Origin of the sequence: Streptosporangium sp. OZ121, assembly GCF_051918885.1 — a bacterium.
GTDB lineage: Bacteria > Actinomycetota > Actinomycetes > Streptosporangiales > Streptosporangiaceae > Streptosporangium.
In genome coordinates this window covers 108853-124731 of record NZ_JBPXMC010000007.1, presented here as the reverse complement: position 1 = coordinate 124731, position 15879 = coordinate 108853, and the positions used below count along the sequence as shown (strand labels likewise).

At 69.2% G+C, this 15879-nt stretch carries 16 protein-coding genes and 1 tRNA gene; 7 read left to right on the top strand and 10 right to left on the bottom strand.

Annotation, left to right across the window (positions count from 1 at the left end):
- Nucleotides 1-201 precede the first annotated feature (201 nt).
- A complete protein-coding gene (locus ACTOQ1_RS15800; protein WP_440067803.1) occupies nucleotides 202-2433 on the top strand; it encodes a transglycosylase domain-containing protein in 2232 nt (743 codons plus the stop codon).
- 241 nt (nucleotides 2434-2674) lie between these two features.
- Here ACTOQ1_RS15800 and ACTOQ1_RS15795 read toward each other — a convergent pair whose 3' ends face one another.
- A complete protein-coding gene (locus ACTOQ1_RS15795) occupies nucleotides 2675-3133 on the bottom strand; it encodes a GatB/YqeY domain-containing protein (protein WP_362689915.1) in 459 nt (152 codons plus the stop codon).
- 80 nt (nucleotides 3134-3213) lie between these two features.
- On the opposite strand from ACTOQ1_RS15795, the gene ACTOQ1_RS15790 reads away from it, so the two are divergent.
- Together ACTOQ1_RS15790 and ACTOQ1_RS15785 are read left to right on the top strand one after the other, a co-directional pair.
- On the top strand, nucleotides 3214-4137 hold the full coding sequence (locus ACTOQ1_RS15790) for a metallophosphoesterase (protein ID WP_440067801.1): 924 nt from the start codon (nucleotides 3214-3216) through the stop codon (nucleotides 4135-4137).
- Between the two features lie 35 nt (nucleotides 4138-4172).
- A tRNA-Pro gene (locus tag ACTOQ1_RS15785) sits at nucleotides 4173-4246 on the top strand.
- Nucleotides 4247-4617: 371 nt separating this feature from the next.
- Here ACTOQ1_RS15785 and ACTOQ1_RS15780 read toward each other — a convergent pair.
- The 3 genes from ACTOQ1_RS15780 to ACTOQ1_RS15770 form a co-directional block, all read right to left on the bottom strand.
- Entirely contained in the window at nucleotides 4618-5124 is a 507-nt protein-coding gene (locus ACTOQ1_RS15780) for a type II toxin-antitoxin system RatA family toxin (protein WP_440067799.1), read from the bottom strand.
- Between the two features lie 67 nt (nucleotides 5125-5191).
- On the bottom strand, nucleotides 5192-6763 hold the full coding sequence (locus ACTOQ1_RS15775; RefSeq protein WP_440067797.1) for an aldehyde dehydrogenase family protein: 1572 nt from the start codon (nucleotides 6761-6763) through the stop codon (nucleotides 5192-5194).
- Between the two features lie 400 nt (nucleotides 6764-7163).
- Nucleotides 7164-7670, bottom strand: coding sequence for a GNAT family N-acetyltransferase (locus ACTOQ1_RS15770; RefSeq protein ID WP_440067795.1), 507 nt, complete (start codon nucleotides 7668-7670; stop codon nucleotides 7164-7166).
- Between the two features lie 282 nt (nucleotides 7671-7952).
- Between ACTOQ1_RS15770 and modA the strand changes: the two genes are divergently transcribed.
- A complete protein-coding gene (modA, locus tag ACTOQ1_RS15765; protein ID WP_440067793.1) occupies nucleotides 7953-8750 on the top strand; it encodes a molybdate ABC transporter substrate-binding protein in 798 nt (265 codons plus the stop codon).
- A 31-nt stretch (nucleotides 8751-8781) separates the two neighbouring features.
- On the opposite strand, the gene ACTOQ1_RS15760 is transcribed toward modA, so the two are convergent.
- The gene (locus ACTOQ1_RS15760; protein WP_440067791.1) at nucleotides 8782-9705 is read right to left on the bottom strand and encodes a cation diffusion facilitator family transporter; all 924 of its coding nucleotides are present in this window, start codon (nucleotides 9703-9705) and stop codon (nucleotides 8782-8784) included.
- Between the two features lie 82 nt (nucleotides 9706-9787).
- Here ACTOQ1_RS15760 and cmtR point away from each other — a divergent pair, with 82 nt between their 5' ends.
- Nucleotides 9788-10120: a Cd(II)/Pb(II)-sensing metalloregulatory transcriptional regulator CmtR gene (gene cmtR, locus ACTOQ1_RS15755; RefSeq protein ID WP_440067789.1), complete on the top strand. Its 333-nt coding sequence runs from the start codon at nucleotides 9788-9790 to the stop codon at nucleotides 10118-10120.
- A 58-nt stretch (nucleotides 10121-10178) separates the two neighbouring features.
- Here cmtR and ACTOQ1_RS15750 read toward each other — a convergent pair whose 3' ends face one another.
- Complete coding sequence (locus ACTOQ1_RS15750) at nucleotides 10179-11006, bottom strand: methyltransferase domain-containing protein (RefSeq protein ID WP_440067787.1); 828 nt, start codon at nucleotides 11004-11006, stop codon at nucleotides 10179-10181.
- 28 nt (nucleotides 11007-11034) lie between these two features.
- On the opposite strand from ACTOQ1_RS15750, the gene ACTOQ1_RS15745 reads away from it, so the two are divergent.
- On the top strand, nucleotides 11035-11442 hold the full coding sequence (locus ACTOQ1_RS15745; RefSeq protein ID WP_440067785.1) for a helix-turn-helix domain-containing protein: 408 nt from the start codon (nucleotides 11035-11037) through the stop codon (nucleotides 11440-11442).
- A 45-nt stretch (nucleotides 11443-11487) separates the two neighbouring features.
- Here the strand turns inward: ACTOQ1_RS15745 and ACTOQ1_RS15740 are convergent, their stop codons facing one another.
- The 4 genes from ACTOQ1_RS15740 to ACTOQ1_RS15725 all read right to left on the bottom strand — a co-directional run bounded on the left by ACTOQ1_RS15740 (nucleotide 11488) and on the right by ACTOQ1_RS15725 (nucleotide 14586).
- The gene (locus ACTOQ1_RS15740; RefSeq protein WP_440067783.1) at nucleotides 11488-11769 is read right to left on the bottom strand and encodes a metal-sensitive transcriptional regulator; all 282 of its coding nucleotides are present in this window, start codon (nucleotides 11767-11769) and stop codon (nucleotides 11488-11490) included.
- Nucleotides 11770-11849: 80 nt separating this feature from the next.
- Entirely contained in the window at nucleotides 11850-12518 is a 669-nt protein-coding gene (locus ACTOQ1_RS15735; protein WP_440067781.1) for an isochorismatase family protein, read from the bottom strand.
- Between the two features lie 71 nt (nucleotides 12519-12589).
- A complete protein-coding gene (gene dhbC, locus ACTOQ1_RS15730; protein ID WP_440067780.1) occupies nucleotides 12590-13738 on the bottom strand; it encodes an isochorismate synthase DhbC in 1149 nt (382 codons plus the stop codon).
- Nucleotides 13739-13821: 83 nt separating this feature from the next.
- Nucleotides 13822-14586: a 2,3-dihydro-2,3-dihydroxybenzoate dehydrogenase gene (locus tag ACTOQ1_RS15725; RefSeq protein ID WP_440068138.1), complete on the bottom strand. Its 765-nt coding sequence runs from the start codon at nucleotides 14584-14586 to the stop codon at nucleotides 13822-13824.
- Between the two features lie 383 nt (nucleotides 14587-14969).
- Between ACTOQ1_RS15725 and ACTOQ1_RS15720 the strand changes: the two genes are divergently transcribed.
- Entirely contained in the window at nucleotides 14970-15857 is an 888-nt protein-coding gene (locus ACTOQ1_RS15720) for a hypothetical protein (RefSeq protein ID WP_440067778.1), read from the top strand.
- Nucleotides 15858-15879: the final 22 nt, after the last annotated feature.

The following is a 15879-nucleotide window of genomic DNA, read 5'->3' as shown; positions in this document are numbered from 1 at the left end:
CAGACCCCGGCGGGACCAAATTCTCACATGGTCATCCACGGCCATCTGGCCGGGAATGACTAGTCACCTGCCTGAGATAACAGGACAAAGCCAAGCTAAGATGGCGTTCCGTTACCGTTTGCGTCATCCGTCCGACGTACCCTGGGTCCTGTGCAAGCTCAAGGCAAAGACCAGGGGTCTGTGATCGGCGCTGCCGGTAATGTGCTGAAGTTGCTCGGCGCGGCCGCCGTCACGGGCGTGCTCGTCGCCGCCGTGGCGCTTCCGGCGGTGGGTGGCGCGGGGATGACGGTGAACGCGGCGACGAACGAGCTGCGTCTTCTGCCGGAAGAGCTCAAGGAGCCCCCCCTCGCCGAGAAGACCACCCTGCTCGACGCCAACGGCAAGCAGTTCGCCCAGTTCTACTTCGAGAACCGCGAGTCGGTGAAGCTGGACGAGGTCGCCGACGTCATGAAGACGGCGATCGTGGCGATCGAGGACGACCGGTTCTACGAGCACGGCGCGATCGACCTGGAGGGCACCTTCCGGGCCGCGGTGAGAAACGTCTCGGGCGGCGGGGTCGTCCAGGGCGGCTCCTCCATCACGCAGCAGTACGTCAAGCTCGTGCTCGTCAACGCCGCGGAGACCAAGGAGGAGCAGGCCGCCGCGATCGCGCCCACGCTCTCCAGGAAGCTCAACGAGCTGCGCTACGCGCTTGCCCTCGAGGAGAAGTACACCAAGTCGGAGATCCTCGAGCGCTACCTGAACATCTCCTACTTCGGCGCGGGCGCCTACGGCGTCCAGGCCGCCTCCCGGCGCTTCTTCAACAAGCCGGCCTCGAAGCTGACCCTGTGGGAGGCGGCCACCCTCGCCGGGGCCGTGCAGAACCCGAGCGTGACCGACCCGAACGCGGGCAAGGCCTCCCGCGACCGGCTGCTGGAGCGGCGCAACATCGTGCTGAACCGGATGGCCGAGCTCGGCAAGATCACGCCGCAGGAGGCCGAGGAGGCCAAGAAGAAGAAGCTCGGCTTCAAGAACATCGAGGCCCCCGGCGGCTGCGAGGAGAGCGCCTACCCGTACTTCTGCCTCTACGTGCGGCAGGAGATCGCGACCAACGAGGACTTCGGCAAGACCCGCAAGCAGCGCGAGAGGCTGCTGCAGCGCGGTGGCCTGGTCATCAAGACGACGCTCACCCCGAAAGCCCAGAAGGCCTCGGAGAAAGCGATCAAGGAATACGTCAAGGCCAGCGACAAGCCGGTCGCCGCGCAGGCGATGGTCGTTCCCGGCACCGGCGCCGTGAAGGCGATGGCGGCCAGCCGCAACTTCGGCAGGAACAAGAAGAAGAACGAGATCAGCTACAACCTCGTCGGCGACAAGGCCCACGGCGGCGGAGCGGGCTTCCAGGCGGGCTCCACGTTCAAGCCCTTCACCCTGCTGACAGCCCTTGACCAGGGCATGAAGCTGAACGACGGCTTCGGCACCGGCTCCGGCTACCGGGCGCCCAGCCACAGCGCGTTCCGTAACTGCAAGGGCAAGGCGGTCGGCGAGCCCGACCACGAGGTCAAGAACTCCAGCGAGGGCGGCGGCGGCTTCAAGACCCTGACCACCGGCACCCTGGGGTCGGTGAACACCTTCTTCATGCGCCTGGAGCAGGAGGTCGGCCTCTGCGAGACGGTCAAGATGGCCAAGAGCCTGGGCATCAAGCGCGCCGACGGCAGGGCTCTGAAGGAGTTCGAGACCTTCACGCTCGGCATCAACGAGATGGACCCGGTGACGGTCTCCGCCGCCTACGCGACGATCGCCGCCCGCGGCACCTACTGCAGCCCGATGGTGATCACCGAGAGCACCGACCGCGACGGCAAGAAGACCTCCTACAAGCCGAAGTGCAAGCAGGTCCTGGACGAGGAGGTCGCCGACGCGGCCACCCACATCATGTCCGGGGTCTTCACCAAGGGCACGATGACCGAGGTCGGCGGCATCGGCCGGCCGGCGGCGGGCAAGACCGGCACCACCGACGCCTACACCGCCGCCTGGTTCGCCGGGTTCACCCCCGACCTCGCCTCCGCGGTGAGCCTCGGCGACCCGCGCGGCGCCTTCAAGTACGACCTGACCGGCGTGACCATCGGCGGGCGCTACTACAGCTACGTGTACGGCGCCTCGATCTCCGGCCGGATCTGGAAGGACTCCATGCTCGGCGCGCTCAAGGGCGTCGAGGCGACCCCCTTCACCCCGGTGAACATGGAGCGCTTCGGCGGCTGCTCCGCCGGCCGGTGCGCGCCCAAGCCTCCGCCGAAGCGCGGAGACGGCGACGGGCCCAGGGACGACCGGGGCGACGACCGGGGTGACAACGGCGACGGCCCGTTCGGGCCGCCGGACGGCGGCGACAACCGGGAGGTCAACAACGGCTTCCCGTTCGGCCCGAACGGTGGTGCCCCGATCGCCCCGCCCGTCCCGTAACGACACCGGAACCCGGAAACGCCAGGGTCCCGGAACGCCGGAGCCCTCCTCGCCGGACCTTCGAAGGTCCGGCGAGGAGGGCTCTCGCCGTACGGGCCCCGGGGGCAGGGGCCGCGCGTCCCCGACGGACCGGGCCGGTGGGCGCCGCCTCGCGCCCGTTCTCGGACCGGCCGGATCGGTCGAATCAGTCCGGATCACTCCGGACCGGCCGGATCGGTCGAACCGGTCGGATCGATTCGGATCAGGAGGACGCCAGGCGAGCCCGTACGGCCTGCGCGACGCGCCCGCCCTCGGCGCGTCCGGCGACCTTCGGGTTCACGAGCTTCATGACCTGGCCCATGGCCTGCGGCCCGGTGGCACCGCTCTCGGCGACGGCCTCGTCCACGAGCCCGGCGAGCTCCTCGTCGGACAGCTGCGCGGGCAGGTACGCCTCCAGCACGGCCTGCTCGTCGACCTCCGCCTGAGCCTGCTCCACCCGGCCGGCACCGCTGAACGCCTCGGCCGCCTCGCGGCGCTTCTTGGCCTCCTTGGCCAGCACCTTGACGACCTCGTCGTCGCTGAGCTCGCGTGCCGTCTTACCCGAGACCTCCTCGACGTTCACGGCCGCGAGGGCCATGCGAATCGTGCGGGTTCGGATCTCGTCCCTGCTCTTCATGGAGGCCGTGAGATCGGCCTTCAGCTTGTCCTTCAATGCGCTCATGGCGTCCATCTTGCCGCCTCACCAGCCCCGCTGTATCCCGAGTTTCCGTTCGAGGGCCCGATCTCGGGCATGATGAGAAGGTGAGGAAAGCAGCCGCGGTGCCCCTGTCCCTGTTCGGCGTCGGCCTGGCCGGCCTGGCGTACGCCTCGGTCGTCGAGCGCAACGCGTTCCGGCTGCGCCGCTTCGACGTGCCCGTGCTGGAGCCGGGGCAGCGGCCCGTGCGCATCCTCCACCTGTCCGACCTGCACCTCACCCCCGGCAGGCGGAGGCTGATCGACTGGGTGCGCTCACTGGGTGCCCTCAACCCCGACCTGGTGGTCAACACCGGCGACTCCATCTCGCACCCCGACGCGATCACGCCCCTCATGCACGCCCTGGAGCCCCTGCTGTCACGCCCGGGCCTGTTCGTCTACGGTTCCAACGACATGTACGAGCCGCGGCCGAAGAACCCCGCACGCTACCTCTGGCGCACCTCCAAGGCCGACTACGGCCAGAAGATCCCCACCCTCCCGTGGGAGGAGCTGGGCGCCGCCATGGCCGCCGAGGGCTGGCTGGACATGAACAACACCACCGCCCGCCTCAAGGTCGGCGATCTCGACGTGGCCGTGGGCGGCATCCACGACTCCCACATCAACCTCGACCGCTACGACCTGATCGCCGGTCCCGCCCCCGCGGCGGCCGACCTGCGCCTGGGCGTGATGCACTCGCCGGAGCCCCGCAACCTGACCCGCTTCGCCGCCGACGGCTACCAGCTGCTGCTCGCCGGGCACACCCACGGCGGCCAGCTCTGCGTCCCCTTCTACGGCGCCCTGGTCACCAACTGCGGCATCGACCGGGCCCGCGTCAAGGGCATGAGCCGCCACGACTCCGCCTACCTCCACGTCTCCGCCGGCCTCGGTACCAGCCCCTACGCTCCGGTCCGCTTCGCCTGCTACCCCGAGGCCAGCCTCCTGACCCTGATGCCCCGCCGTCGCGGCGACGCAAGCACCCACGAAGTCCGCTAGACTTTTCCAAGCACGAGCAAGACCGGGCGTGTGACCGGGGTGTGGCGCAGCTTGGTAGCGCGCTTCGTTCGGGACGAAGAGGCCGCAGGTTCAAATCCTGTCACCCCGACGTTGAGTAAAGTCCCGAGGTCAAAGGCCGTTTCTGAGAAATCAGAAACGGCCTTTCGCTTTCCCGGATCCGGCGGTCGTGCGCCCTGAGGGCGTCAAGATCGTTCAAAGGGCGACTCGATCGGCACCGGGTCGCCGGGCACGCCACCGGCCGTGACAATCCGGATTTCCGCGAATCGCATCTCAGGATCCTCTGAGCGGTCACGCCTGTTCCCTTGAAAAGGTGACTCGACCAAAAAGGGGATTCGACGCGGACGATCGGCTCGCGGCAGGAATTCATCCTCACCCGGCCACATCGGACCTCCGGTGACACCCGGGCGGACGAACGTGGACGCCCGCCCCTGCGCGTCCTGGTCGCGGGCATCCTGAACGTCACCGAAGCGCGTCGCCCATGATCCCTTCCGGTGTGAAGCCCTCCGGCAGGTCCCGAAGGTGCCGGTCGCCGGCCGTGACACGCACCGCGCCTCCGACGGCGAACATGATCTGGTGGGCGCTGCGGACCAGCACCCGCCCGACGGCGGAGTCGATCGCCCCCGCGAGGTGGGGAACGCTCGTGCTGTAGTTCACATCGAACACGACCTCGCAACCGTCAGGAAGGTCCGTGCTCGTCCAGGCGCCCCTGAGGTGCTGGAAATCTCCACTGACCTGCTCGAATTCGATGCGATACGGCTGCGGGCCGCCTCCGGGCCCCCGGCTGCGCTGCACCCACCTCGCCGTACCGCCGCGAAAGGCCAGCACCCACTGGCGGAGCCCGTCGCCGGTGTCGGAGACGGAGACGATGTCACGGGCGTACGCGGGGAATGCCGGCTCGTCACCGAGCCGCTCGATCACCTCGGCGGCCGTCGCCGGCACCGTGGCCTTCAGAATGCGAGATGTCATGACGGGTGCTCCTTGTCAGTCCGCCGTTGGTCCGCCGTCAGTCCACATCGGTCCGCATCGGTACGCGTCAGCCCGCCGGGCGGATGACGCTGACGCCCTGCAGATGGGTGGTGCGCAGCATGGGGTGACTCGCCTCGCCGAAGGCGCCGCCGGTGAGACCGGGTCCGCCCTGGTTGGGCAGGAAGGGGAGGAAGGCGGTGTGCGAATCATTGATCTTCAGGTTGCCGCCGTTGGTGACCCCTTCCAGGACTCGCTCGATCGTCGGGTTCCCGGTGGACCAGAAGGAGTTGCGCAGGCCGTACGCGTTGCCGTTCACGAAGGTCAGCACCTCCTCCAGCAGGGCGTCGTCCGTCGCGCCGGTCTCGGGGACGATGACCGGAAGCAGCGGGAAGAACGTCTCGTCGCGGACCACCGACAGCGACCTCGCGTCCCGGAGGCCGTCGACCCGGACGATGCTCGGCTCGACGAAGAAACCGGTGTCGGACGGCGAGCCGTCCACTTCGAGACGACGGCCGCCGTGGACGAGCTTCGCGCCTTTGGCGAGTGCCTCCGCCAGGCAGCCGAAGAACCAGTCGACCCCGAGGACCGGGGTGAGCACCACACCGGCCTCGTCCGGGTATCCGGGCTGGATCCTCCTGGTGGCCGTGACCAGTCGCTCGATGAGCTCGTCCGCGATCTCCGGATGGGCGATCACCTGGTTGGGCACGTTGCAGATCTGGCCGGAGTTCATGAAGAACTGGGTGAGGGTCTCCACCGCGGCGTCCAGGTCGGCGTCGTGCCACACCACGCAGCAGTCGTTGCCCGCGAGCTCCAGGATCGGCTTCTTGCCCGCGGCGACGCAGTCGGTCTCGAACTCGAGCCCCTTCTTGCTGCCCCCGAAGTAGAGGACGTCGTCGACGTGCTCGCTGGCCATCCAGGCGTCGAGCATCGGCGGCCCGCAGAGGACGTTGAGCGTTCCTGGCGGCGCTCCCGCCTCCTCGAGCACCGGCGCCGCGATTTCCCGCATCGCGTACATGCAGCTGAGCGCGACCCCGCGGGGCGCCCGCACCACCACGGCGTTGCCGGCCAGGAGAGCGGTGAGGCCGTTCAGCGCGTTGACCGCCGCGGCGTTCTGGGGAGGGTTGATGCAGACGACGCCGTCGGGAACGCGGCGCAGGATCATCTCGCGTTCGCCGTCCTGCCGGCGGAACTCCATCTGCCCGGCGCACCATTCGAGTGTCTCCCGGCTCCAGCTGGTGGACGGGAGCCCGCCGATCATGCCTTCGGCCGCGGAGCGCGGTGTGCCCTCGGCGACGAGGATCTCGACGAGGGGATCGAGGTGCTCAAGGATCCGTTCCGCGATGCGACGTCCGATCTCGATCCGCTCGGTGAGCGGGACACGGCCCCATTCGGGAGCGGCGCGGGCGGCCGATTCGAGGGCCAGAGCCGTCATGCTCTCGTCGGCGACGACGCACGCCCCCACGACACGTTCCCCTGCCGCGTGTGGATCGGCGACTCCCAGATCGAGGTCGCGCTTGAGCCGCAGGCTGGGAAAGGTGTCCTCCATGAGGGCCCGAGCGGTGAGTGTGTGGACGAACCGCGCGTTGTCGCCGGCGACATCTCGGCCTCCAATATAGGCAGGATATATCCCGAATTTCACGTGTCCTCCTCCGCTCGGTCCGGCCACGGCTTATATTTACGCTAGATGCGGTAATACCGCTGGGACAACGGATGTGTCATAAGGGTTGCTTATCGGGCCCGAGAGCCATTCCTTATTGAGCTCGGGCCATTTCCTCCACCGCGGGCCGGGGAACGCCCGTGCGACATCGCCGGTGACGAGCGGTATCGGGCCACTCCCCGGCCCTGAGCCGGTTCAGCGGCCTGAGCAGGCCGATCGGGCCCCTTGGATGACGGTACGGGAGCGCACGCGGAGGCAGCGCCGGCATGACCCCGGCCGCGCGGCCCTCACCTCGGAAAGTTGTTTAAATCAGGTGACTTAAATGTTTCACCTGTTCTGGTGAAATCGATCCGCCCGGTTCACGATGAAGGCTCGGTGAAGATCAGCCCGCCCGGGAGGGGTGACCGGGCTCGCCGGGGTCGATGTGCCGCAGCCAGACGTAGTCGACCGGCTGGGAGACGTTCCACTCCGCCGCCAGGTGGGCGTCGACCGGCAGGAAACCGGCTCCCCGGTAGCACCGCAGGGCCCGGTCGTTGTCGGGGTGCACGCGCATGAAGACGTTCGCGTAGCCCGCGTCCCGAGCCAGCGCGGCCAGTCCTCGCACCAGTTCCCGCCCGATCCCCCTGCCCCGGACGCCGGGGGCCACGATGATCCGGGCGAGTTCGATCTCTCCCTCCTCGGTGTCGACCCACAGCTCCCCGTAGCCGAGCGGATCCCCCTGCGCGAAGAGCATGTGGGAGCGCACGTCCTCTCCTTGCTGCCAGTCGGTGACGACCCGCGCCGGCAGGGGGAACTCGTGCCGTCCGCACCACATCGCGACCTCTCGCGGCGAGGCGGGCCAGCCCGCGACCGTGGTCGCGTGCGCCGCGGCGAAGGGCAGCAGATCCATACCTGATCCATTCATTCCGGCATTCGGTGGACGCGAAGTGCAGCATGCCTTCTCTCGTGCACCCCGTCCACACACCACCGAGGTCCGGGGTCGCCCGTGCTCCCGGTCCGGCCGGTGCACCGGTCCGCGCGGAAGGTTTCTAGACATCGCAGATGCTTGGAAAAATGGCAATATATGGCTTGTTTGCCAGCGATCATCTTCTTTACGGATGAATGTGCGAGGTATGGTGGCTGTTCCCGGTGACGTTCCGGATCAGCACGGTGAGTCAGTAAGGAGCCCTCGTTGTCCAGGCGTCTTTCCCGGCGGGCCGTCACGGTTCCCCTCGCCCTCGCCCTGGCCGCCGTCCTGTCCGGCTGCGGCGCCGGCGATCCGGCTCCCGCGTCCGCCCCTGCCTCCTCCAAGGGCGATGCCACGACGCTGACGGTGCTCGCCGCCGCGTCGCTGACCGGTACGTTCACCGAGTTGGGCAAGGCCTTCGAGGCCGCGCATCCGGGCACGACGGTGCGGTTCGGTTTCGGCTCCAGCGCCACCCTGGCTCAGCAGATCGTCCAGGGTGCCCCCGCCGACGTCTTCGCCGCCGCCAGTCCCGCCATCATGAAGACCGTCACCGACGACTCCATGGCCATCGGCCCGGCCGTCTTCGCGCGCAACACCCTCCAGATCGCCGTCCCCGCCGACAACCCGGCCAAGGTCGACGACCTGGCGGACCTGGCTGGCCCGAAGGTCAAGGTCGCCCTGTGCGCCGAACAGGTGCCCTGCGGCACCGCCGCGGTGAGGGCACTGGCCGCGGCCGGGCTCAAGGTCACCCCTGTCACGCTGGAACAGGACGTCAAGGCCACCCTGACCAAGGTCGAGCTCGGTGAGGTCGACGCCGCCCTGGTCTACAGGACGGACGTCATCGCCTCCGGCGGCAAGGTGCGGGGCATCGACTTCCCCGAGGCCGAAAAAGCGATCAACGACTACCCGATCGCGGTCCTGTCCGGCGCGCCCGCCCCGGAGGCGGCCAGGCGGTTCGTCGATCTCGTGCTGTCGCGGCAGGGCGCGGAGGTGCTGGCCAAGGCCGGCTTCCAGACCCCCTGAGCGGCCATGACACCCGCGTCCGGGTGCCCTCTCAGCGGTGCCGGGCGCCCTCGTGGTCCGCGTGACCGGCGGGCTCCAGCTGCAGGGTGGAATGCTCGACGTCGAAGTGACCTGCCAGGCACTCGTGCAGCCGGTCCAGCACCGGGCCGAAGGAGCCGTCCACCAGGACGCCGTCCGCCATCACGACGTGGGCGGACATGACGGGGAGGCCGGAGGTGATGGTCCAGGCGTGCAGGTCGTGGACGTCGATGACACCCGGTGTCTCCAGCAGGTGCCTGCGGACCTCCTCCAGGTCGACCCCCCGGGGAACCGCTTCGAGCAGGATGTCCACGGCCTCGCGCAGCAGGCTCCAGCTGCGCGGCACGATCAGCAGGGCGATGACGACGGAGACGATCGGGTCCGCCGTCGTCCAGCCGGTGAGCGCGATGACGACCGCGGCGACGATCACCGCGACCGAGGCCAGCAGGTCACCGAGGACCTCCAGGTAGGCGCCCCTCAGGTTGAGGCTCTCCGCCTGGCCGGGGCGCAGCAGCCACAGCCCGACCGCGTTGGCGGCCAGGCCGATCGCGGCCGCCACGAGCATCACCGTCCCGCCGACCGGCTCGGGATCGGCGAAGCGCCGGACGGCCTCGTACAGGATGTAGAGGCTCAGGGCGAGGAGGGCGACCGCGTTGATCGCGGCGGCGAGGATCTCCGCCCGCTGGTAGCCGAAGGTGCGCCGGGCGCTGGCCGGCTTGCCGGCCATCCAGACGGCGAACAGCGCCAGCGCGATGCCCGCGGCGTCGGTGGCCATGTGCCCGGCGTCGGCGAGCAGCGCCAGGCTGCCCGACAGCACCGCGCCGACGACCTCGACGACGAGCACGCCGATGGTCAGCAGCAGCACGACGACCAGGCGCCCGCGGTGTGCCGCGGTCGCCGTCGGCTTCGTGTGCCCGTGCCCGTGCCCGTGCCCCATGACGCTCCGTCCCCGTCGGTACAGTTCCCAGTGTTTATACAGCAATCACTGTATATACAGCAACTGATGTATTGTGATAACCATGCTCACCGCCGCGACACGCCTTGACGCGATGGCCCGTCTCGGAAGGGCGCTGGCCGACCCCAACCGTTGCCGGATGCTCATCGCCCTCCTCCAGGGACCCACCTACCCGGCACGCCTGGCCGACGAGCTCGGACTGACGCGCCAGAACGTGTCCAACCACCTGTCGTGCCTGCGCGGCTGCGGCCTGGTGGTCGCGGTGCCCGAGGGGCGCCAGACCCGGTACGAGCTGTCCGACCAGCGCCTCGCCCACGCCATCGAGGACCTGCTCCATGTCGTGCTCGCCGTCGATCCCGACCATCGGGACGCGCACGAGGCGGATTCCACGGAATAGCTCTATACCGGTATCACCCGCTTCCCCAGCCCCATAACTGGCTGTACACCGCTTTTTGTCAGGGGCGGCGCGCGGCCGCGACGAAGAGCGGCATGGCCAGGAGAAGCCGTCCGGTACGCGCGCGTTCGGCCTGTTCCGCCATCCACCCGTCGGCGTCGTCCGCGGTGATGGCGCCGGCGTCACGGGCGGCACCGGCGGTTCTCGCGAGTACGGGCAGCATCAGCGGGCCGGTGAGGACAGCGGTGTGGACCTCCACGGTGACGTCGTCGAATCCGGCGTCCAGCAGGAGGGCACGATAGGCGCGGGCGACGTGGGGGGTGGGGATGAGGTCGGCGCGGGTGTGCACGATGGTCCGGGTGAGTGCCGGAGTGTCGGAGTCGATGACGAAGGTGTCCCAGTCCTGCCCGATCAGGACGACGCGCCCGTCCGCGGCGAGCACCCGTCGCGCCTCGCCGAGCGCCCCGGCGGGGTCGTCGAGTTCGTGATAGAGCTTCTCGGCGCGATACCCGGCCAGTTCCCCGTCCAGGAACGGCAGTTCGCGGGCGTCGCCGACGCGGAGATCCGCGCCGGGCTCGCGCCGGCGGCCCTCGGCGATCATCAGCTCGCTGAGGTCGACGCCGGTCACCCGCGCGCCGCGTCCGGCCATCTCGGCGACGGCCAGGCCGGTGCCGCAGCCGACGTCGACCACGGACGCCCCCGGTGTGAGGTTGAGCAGGTCGTAGGAGCGGGCGCGCAACCGGACGAAATCGGGGAGGGCGTCGAGCGCGTCGAGCACCCGGATCAGCGCGATGACGGGGTCGCCTCCCGGCTCCTCCCTGCCTTCCCACTCTGCTCGGCCTGCGTCGCCCGCATGGTCCGCTCGGTTCGCGGTGGTGTTGTTGGACATGTCATCGAGGATGCGACTTAATGTCGACATGAAGTCAAGCGACGACGGCGCGATGATGAGCATCGGCGAGATCGCCCGGCGATTCGGCCTGCCCACCCATGTCCTGCGGCACTGGGAGTCCATGGGACTGCTGACCCCCGCCCGCATCAGGGCCGACCGTCGTCGCTACGACCGTGACCATCTCTATCGCGTCGCGATGATCCTGCGCGCCAAGGAAGCCGGGTTCTCCCTCGCCGAGATCCGGGAGGTGATCTCCACCCCTGACCCGGAGGCGCGACGCGACATCCTGCGCCGCAGGCACGCGGAGCTGACACGACGCGTCGCCCAGGCGCGGTCGTCGCTCCACTTGATCGAATGTGCCCTGGACTGCGACCACGAGGATTTCACCGGCTGCGCCCACTTCCAGCGCATGCTGGCCGAGAAGATCGGCGCGTGATCGTCCGCATCGGGCTCGGGAACGGCGACGCCCGTCGCGGCGCGCTCAGGAACGGACGAGGCGGGCGATGGCGTCGGTGGCCTCCCTGACCTTCTCCTCGGCCTCGGCGCCGCCCTTGGCGGTGGCCTCGGCCACGCAGTGCGCCAGATGCTCCTCCAGCAGGGACAGCGCGAAGGACTGCAGGGCCCGGTTGGCCGCCGACACCTGGGTGAGGATGTCGATGCAGTACTTGTCCTCCTCGACCATCCGCTGCAGGCCCCGCGCCTGCCCCTCGATCCGGCGCAGCCGCCGTAGATGGTCCTGTTTGTTGGCGGTGTATCCGTGCATCTCTCCCCCTCCGCTCGGCCTCCCCTGTTGAAGAATACCCCCCGACAGTATTTGAGGCAGCCTCGCGAACCGGATCCCCGCTACCCGCCACCGACCACCTCGGCGGGCGGCGACGCGAGCTCCCAGTCGCGCAGCAGACCCTGGGTGACGACCGTGACAGCGCAGCGCTGCGCGGCGTACGTGAGGGCCATGGTGTGGTGTTCCGCGGAGAAGTCGGCGACGGCGTCGGCGACGAGGAACGGCTGGAGGTCCTGCATGAAGGCGTCGCAGACGGTCATGAGACAGCCGATGTGCGCGTAGACACCGCAGACGATGATCTGGTCGCGACCCATGGCCTCCATCCGGGCGCGCAGGTCGGTCCTGCAGAAGGCGCTGTAGCGCCACTTGGTGAGCAGGATGTCGGGCTGCGCGGGAAGAAGGCTCGCGACGATCTCACTCTCCCGGAGGCCGGGGATCCCCGGGCCCCAGAAGTCCTGGAGCAGGCCGCGCTCGCGTTCGCTCTGGCCTCCGGGCTGCATCGAGTAGACGACGGGAACCCCCCGCGCGGCGCACGCGTCGCGCAGGAGGCCGATGTTGGCGATGAGCCCGTTCAGCGGCGAGGCGCCGGCGGCGAAGGGGGCGAGGAAGTAGTTCTGCATGTCGTGGACCAGCAAGATGGCGCGGCACGGATCAGGGCGCCAGCTCACCCGGTTCTCGGGAAGATCGTCCTCCCCCGGCAGCGGGTAGGGGGCGATCTGGGGAAGGGCCACGGGCACTGTCTCCTTTCCTGCGGTTTTCCTGCGGTTTTCCTGCGGTGACGGGTCTTTCCCGCGCCGGCGGGTCAGCGGTCCTGGTCCAGGCCGACGGCGCGGAGCATGGTCTGGAACTTGGCTGTGGTCTCGGCGAGCTCGGTCTCCGGCACCGACCCCGCGACGATCCCCGCGCCCGCGAACAGCCTCAGGGTGTGGTCGGCGACCTCGGCGCAGCGGATGGTCACGACCCACTCGCCGTCGCCCGTCGCGTCGCCCCATCCGACCAGGCCCGCATACAGGCCGCGGTCGAACGACTCGATCTCCTCGATGGCCTCGCGCGCGGCGCCCGCGGGCGTACCGCAGACGGCGGGGGTGGGGTGCAGCACCGTGGCCAGTTCCAGCGACGTGACCGCCGGGTCGTCCAGCACGCCGGTGATCCGGGTCGACAGATGCCACATGGAGGCGGTGGACAGCGGCGAGGGCCCGGCGGGGACCGACAGCTTGCGGCAGTACGGGCGCAGCGCCTCCACGATGCTCTCGATCACCAGGGCGTGCTCGCGGAGGTCCTTGTCCGAGGAGAGGAGGGCGCGGGCCCGTTCGCGGTCGACGACGGGGTCCGGGTGGCGGGGCGCGGACCCCGCGAGCGGGTTCGTCGTGACCCGGCGGCCCGAGCGGGAGACGAGCAGCTCGGGGCTGGCTCCCAGGAGGGTACGGGCCGTGTCGCCGCTCGACGGCAGGTCGACCGCGTAGCCGTAGGCCTGCGGGTCGCGCCGGACGAGATTGCGCAGTACACGGCCGACGTCGACGGGGGCGCCCAGGGTGATGTCCATGGTGCGAGCGAGCACGATCTTCTTGAGCTCTCCGGCGGTCAGCTTGACCAGCGCCTTCTCCACCCCGCGCACGTAGTCGCCAGGGTCGGAGACCGGCCCGAATCCGGTGAACGTCCCCGTGATCCGCTCGGGGGCGGCGGAGAGACCGGCCGGCGGGCTCGTCCAGCAGACGGCGGCGGGCACCAGCAGGCGCGCGGGCCGGTCGTCGCGGAAGGGAATCGCGCCCACCACGACGGGGTTGGGGTGGCCGGAGTCCAGCGCGTCGCGCAGGGCCGAGGCGACGCGTCCCTGCAGGCTCGTCGTCCCGGAATCGGGGACCTCCCGGAACACTCCCCGGGCGAGCAGGGTACGGGTCGGCGAGGTGAAGAAGAAGGTGCCGGGCTCGTAATCTCCCAGGAGGTCGGGCATTCGAGACATGGTGAGGGTGTCGTTCGACGGCATCGTGAAGAGGTCTCCTGTCGAGAGGGATCCAGGAATGGGAGGGGGCGACGCTACGACCGGAGCGTGGCGCCCCCGTCGACGTACAGGTCCTGCATGGTGATGTGCCTGGCACGGTCGGAGGCCAGGAAGAGGACGGCGTCCGCGATGTCGGAGGGATCGGCCAGCCTGCCGAGGGGGATGCCCACCCGGAAAGTGGCCGGCGACCCGTCGATGGCCGTCCGGGCGTCGTGGTCGCCGGTCCACAGGGCGCGCTGCATGGGAGTGTCGGTGGAGCCGGGCGACACCACGTTGCAGCGGATGCCGTACGGCGCCAGCTCCAGGCCGAGACACTTGGTGAACTGCGCGGCGGCGGCCTTGGAGGCGGCGTAGGCGGACATGTTCATCCGTGGCACGCCCGCGGCGTTGGAGCCCACGGTGACGATCGCCCCGGATCTGCGGGGGATCATCCGGCGGGCGACCGCGCGGGACAGGTGGAAGACCCCGCCGGTGTTGACGGCGAAGGTGCGGGCCCAGTCGTCGTCGCTGATGGCGACGGCCGGTCCTGAGCAGAGCACTCCTGCGACGTTGACGAGCAGCCCGATCGGGCCGAGATCGGCCTCGACCCGTGCGACCACGTCGTCGACGGCGACGCTGTCGGTGACCTGGCAGGGATAGGCGACCGCGATGCCGAGCTCCGCGGCGACGCGCTCGACCCGCTCCGCGTTCACGTCGAGCGCGGCGACGCGCGTGCCCGTCGCGGTCAGGGCTCGCGCCACCGCCTCGCCGATGCCCTGTGCCGCACCGGTGACCATGGCCACCGCGCCTTCCGTCACCATGTCCTCGCCGTCCCCGCCGTGCTCGCAGTTCTCGCCGCCGTCAGCCTGTGCCGGTACGCAGGCTAACCCCATTACTTTGGGTTGCGCAGCAAAAACTTATAGTTACTTTTCACAGATCAGGAGGACATCACGGGTGTTAAGGGGAACACTCCGGCCCACCGGACACGGTGGTCAGGGAGGGCCCGGGTGGCGGGAGGGCCCTTCGGCGGCGGCTCCGGGGACGGCACCGATCCTCGGGCTCCCAGCCGGTGGCGCGACTCGACGCGTTTATGTTCAATCAACGTTGCGTCAACCGCTATGTCTTACCATCATCCTTCGTGACAAGTCAGGATACTTCAGAGCGATCTACGTACATTCCCCCCGCACCCCCCGTTGAACCTTCCGTGCGGGCAGAACCTCCCGTCGAGGAGGAGAACACCAGCGCCCTGGCGATGATCGAGCGCATCGGCTCGATCATCGTCCCGATCGGTGTCGCGCTCTACGCCGTCCTCTACCTCGGCGTGGAGCAGATGTACGGGGTGTTCAACATCAGCCCGCAGCAGGCGGGCATCGACCAGTCCGTCCTGCTCGGCCGGTTGATGGGGACGCTGATCCTGCTCCTGCTGATCGTCGTGCCGCTCCTCGGCCTCGTCGTCGGGTTCGGCTGGCTGATCGACAAGGTGACCCGCGGCGCGGTCGGGAGGTTCACGGCGGCCGTACGGCAACGCCCCTGGATCGCCGCCCTGATCGCCGCGCTGTGGTGCGGCGCGACCTACTGGGGCCTGTTGAGCCTCGTCGGCGAACTCGACATCGCCGCCATGGTCGTCGTGGCGGTGGGGCTGGGTGTTCTGACGTTCCTGGTACCGTTCCGGCTGTTGCGCCGCAAGCCCGTCGGCCGCGCCGGCATGAAGGTGCTCACCGGCGCTCTCACGGGCATCGGCCTGGGGTTCCTGCTGATCCTGCAGATGGTCACGGGAGCGATCGAGGTCCAGGAGACGGGACAGGCCAACGACCTCCTGCCCTACGTCGGGTTCCAGGACCAGTGGACCGTCATCAAGAACGCCGAGGACGACAAGCCCCTCTACGAGGGCCGGTGGATGATGCTGCTCGGAGAGAGTGAGGGCACGTACGTCTTCTACGACTGCGACAAGCTGGACACCTTCCGGCGCCCGATCGAGACCACGAATCTCGGCAGCATCCAGCTCCAGCCCGAACGGGAGGCGGGCTACAAGTGCGGCACGCTCGTCGAGCAGGACGAGCAGGCGCAGGCCGGTGAGGGCGAGAGCCAGTAGACGTATACGAGCCCCCCGTCCC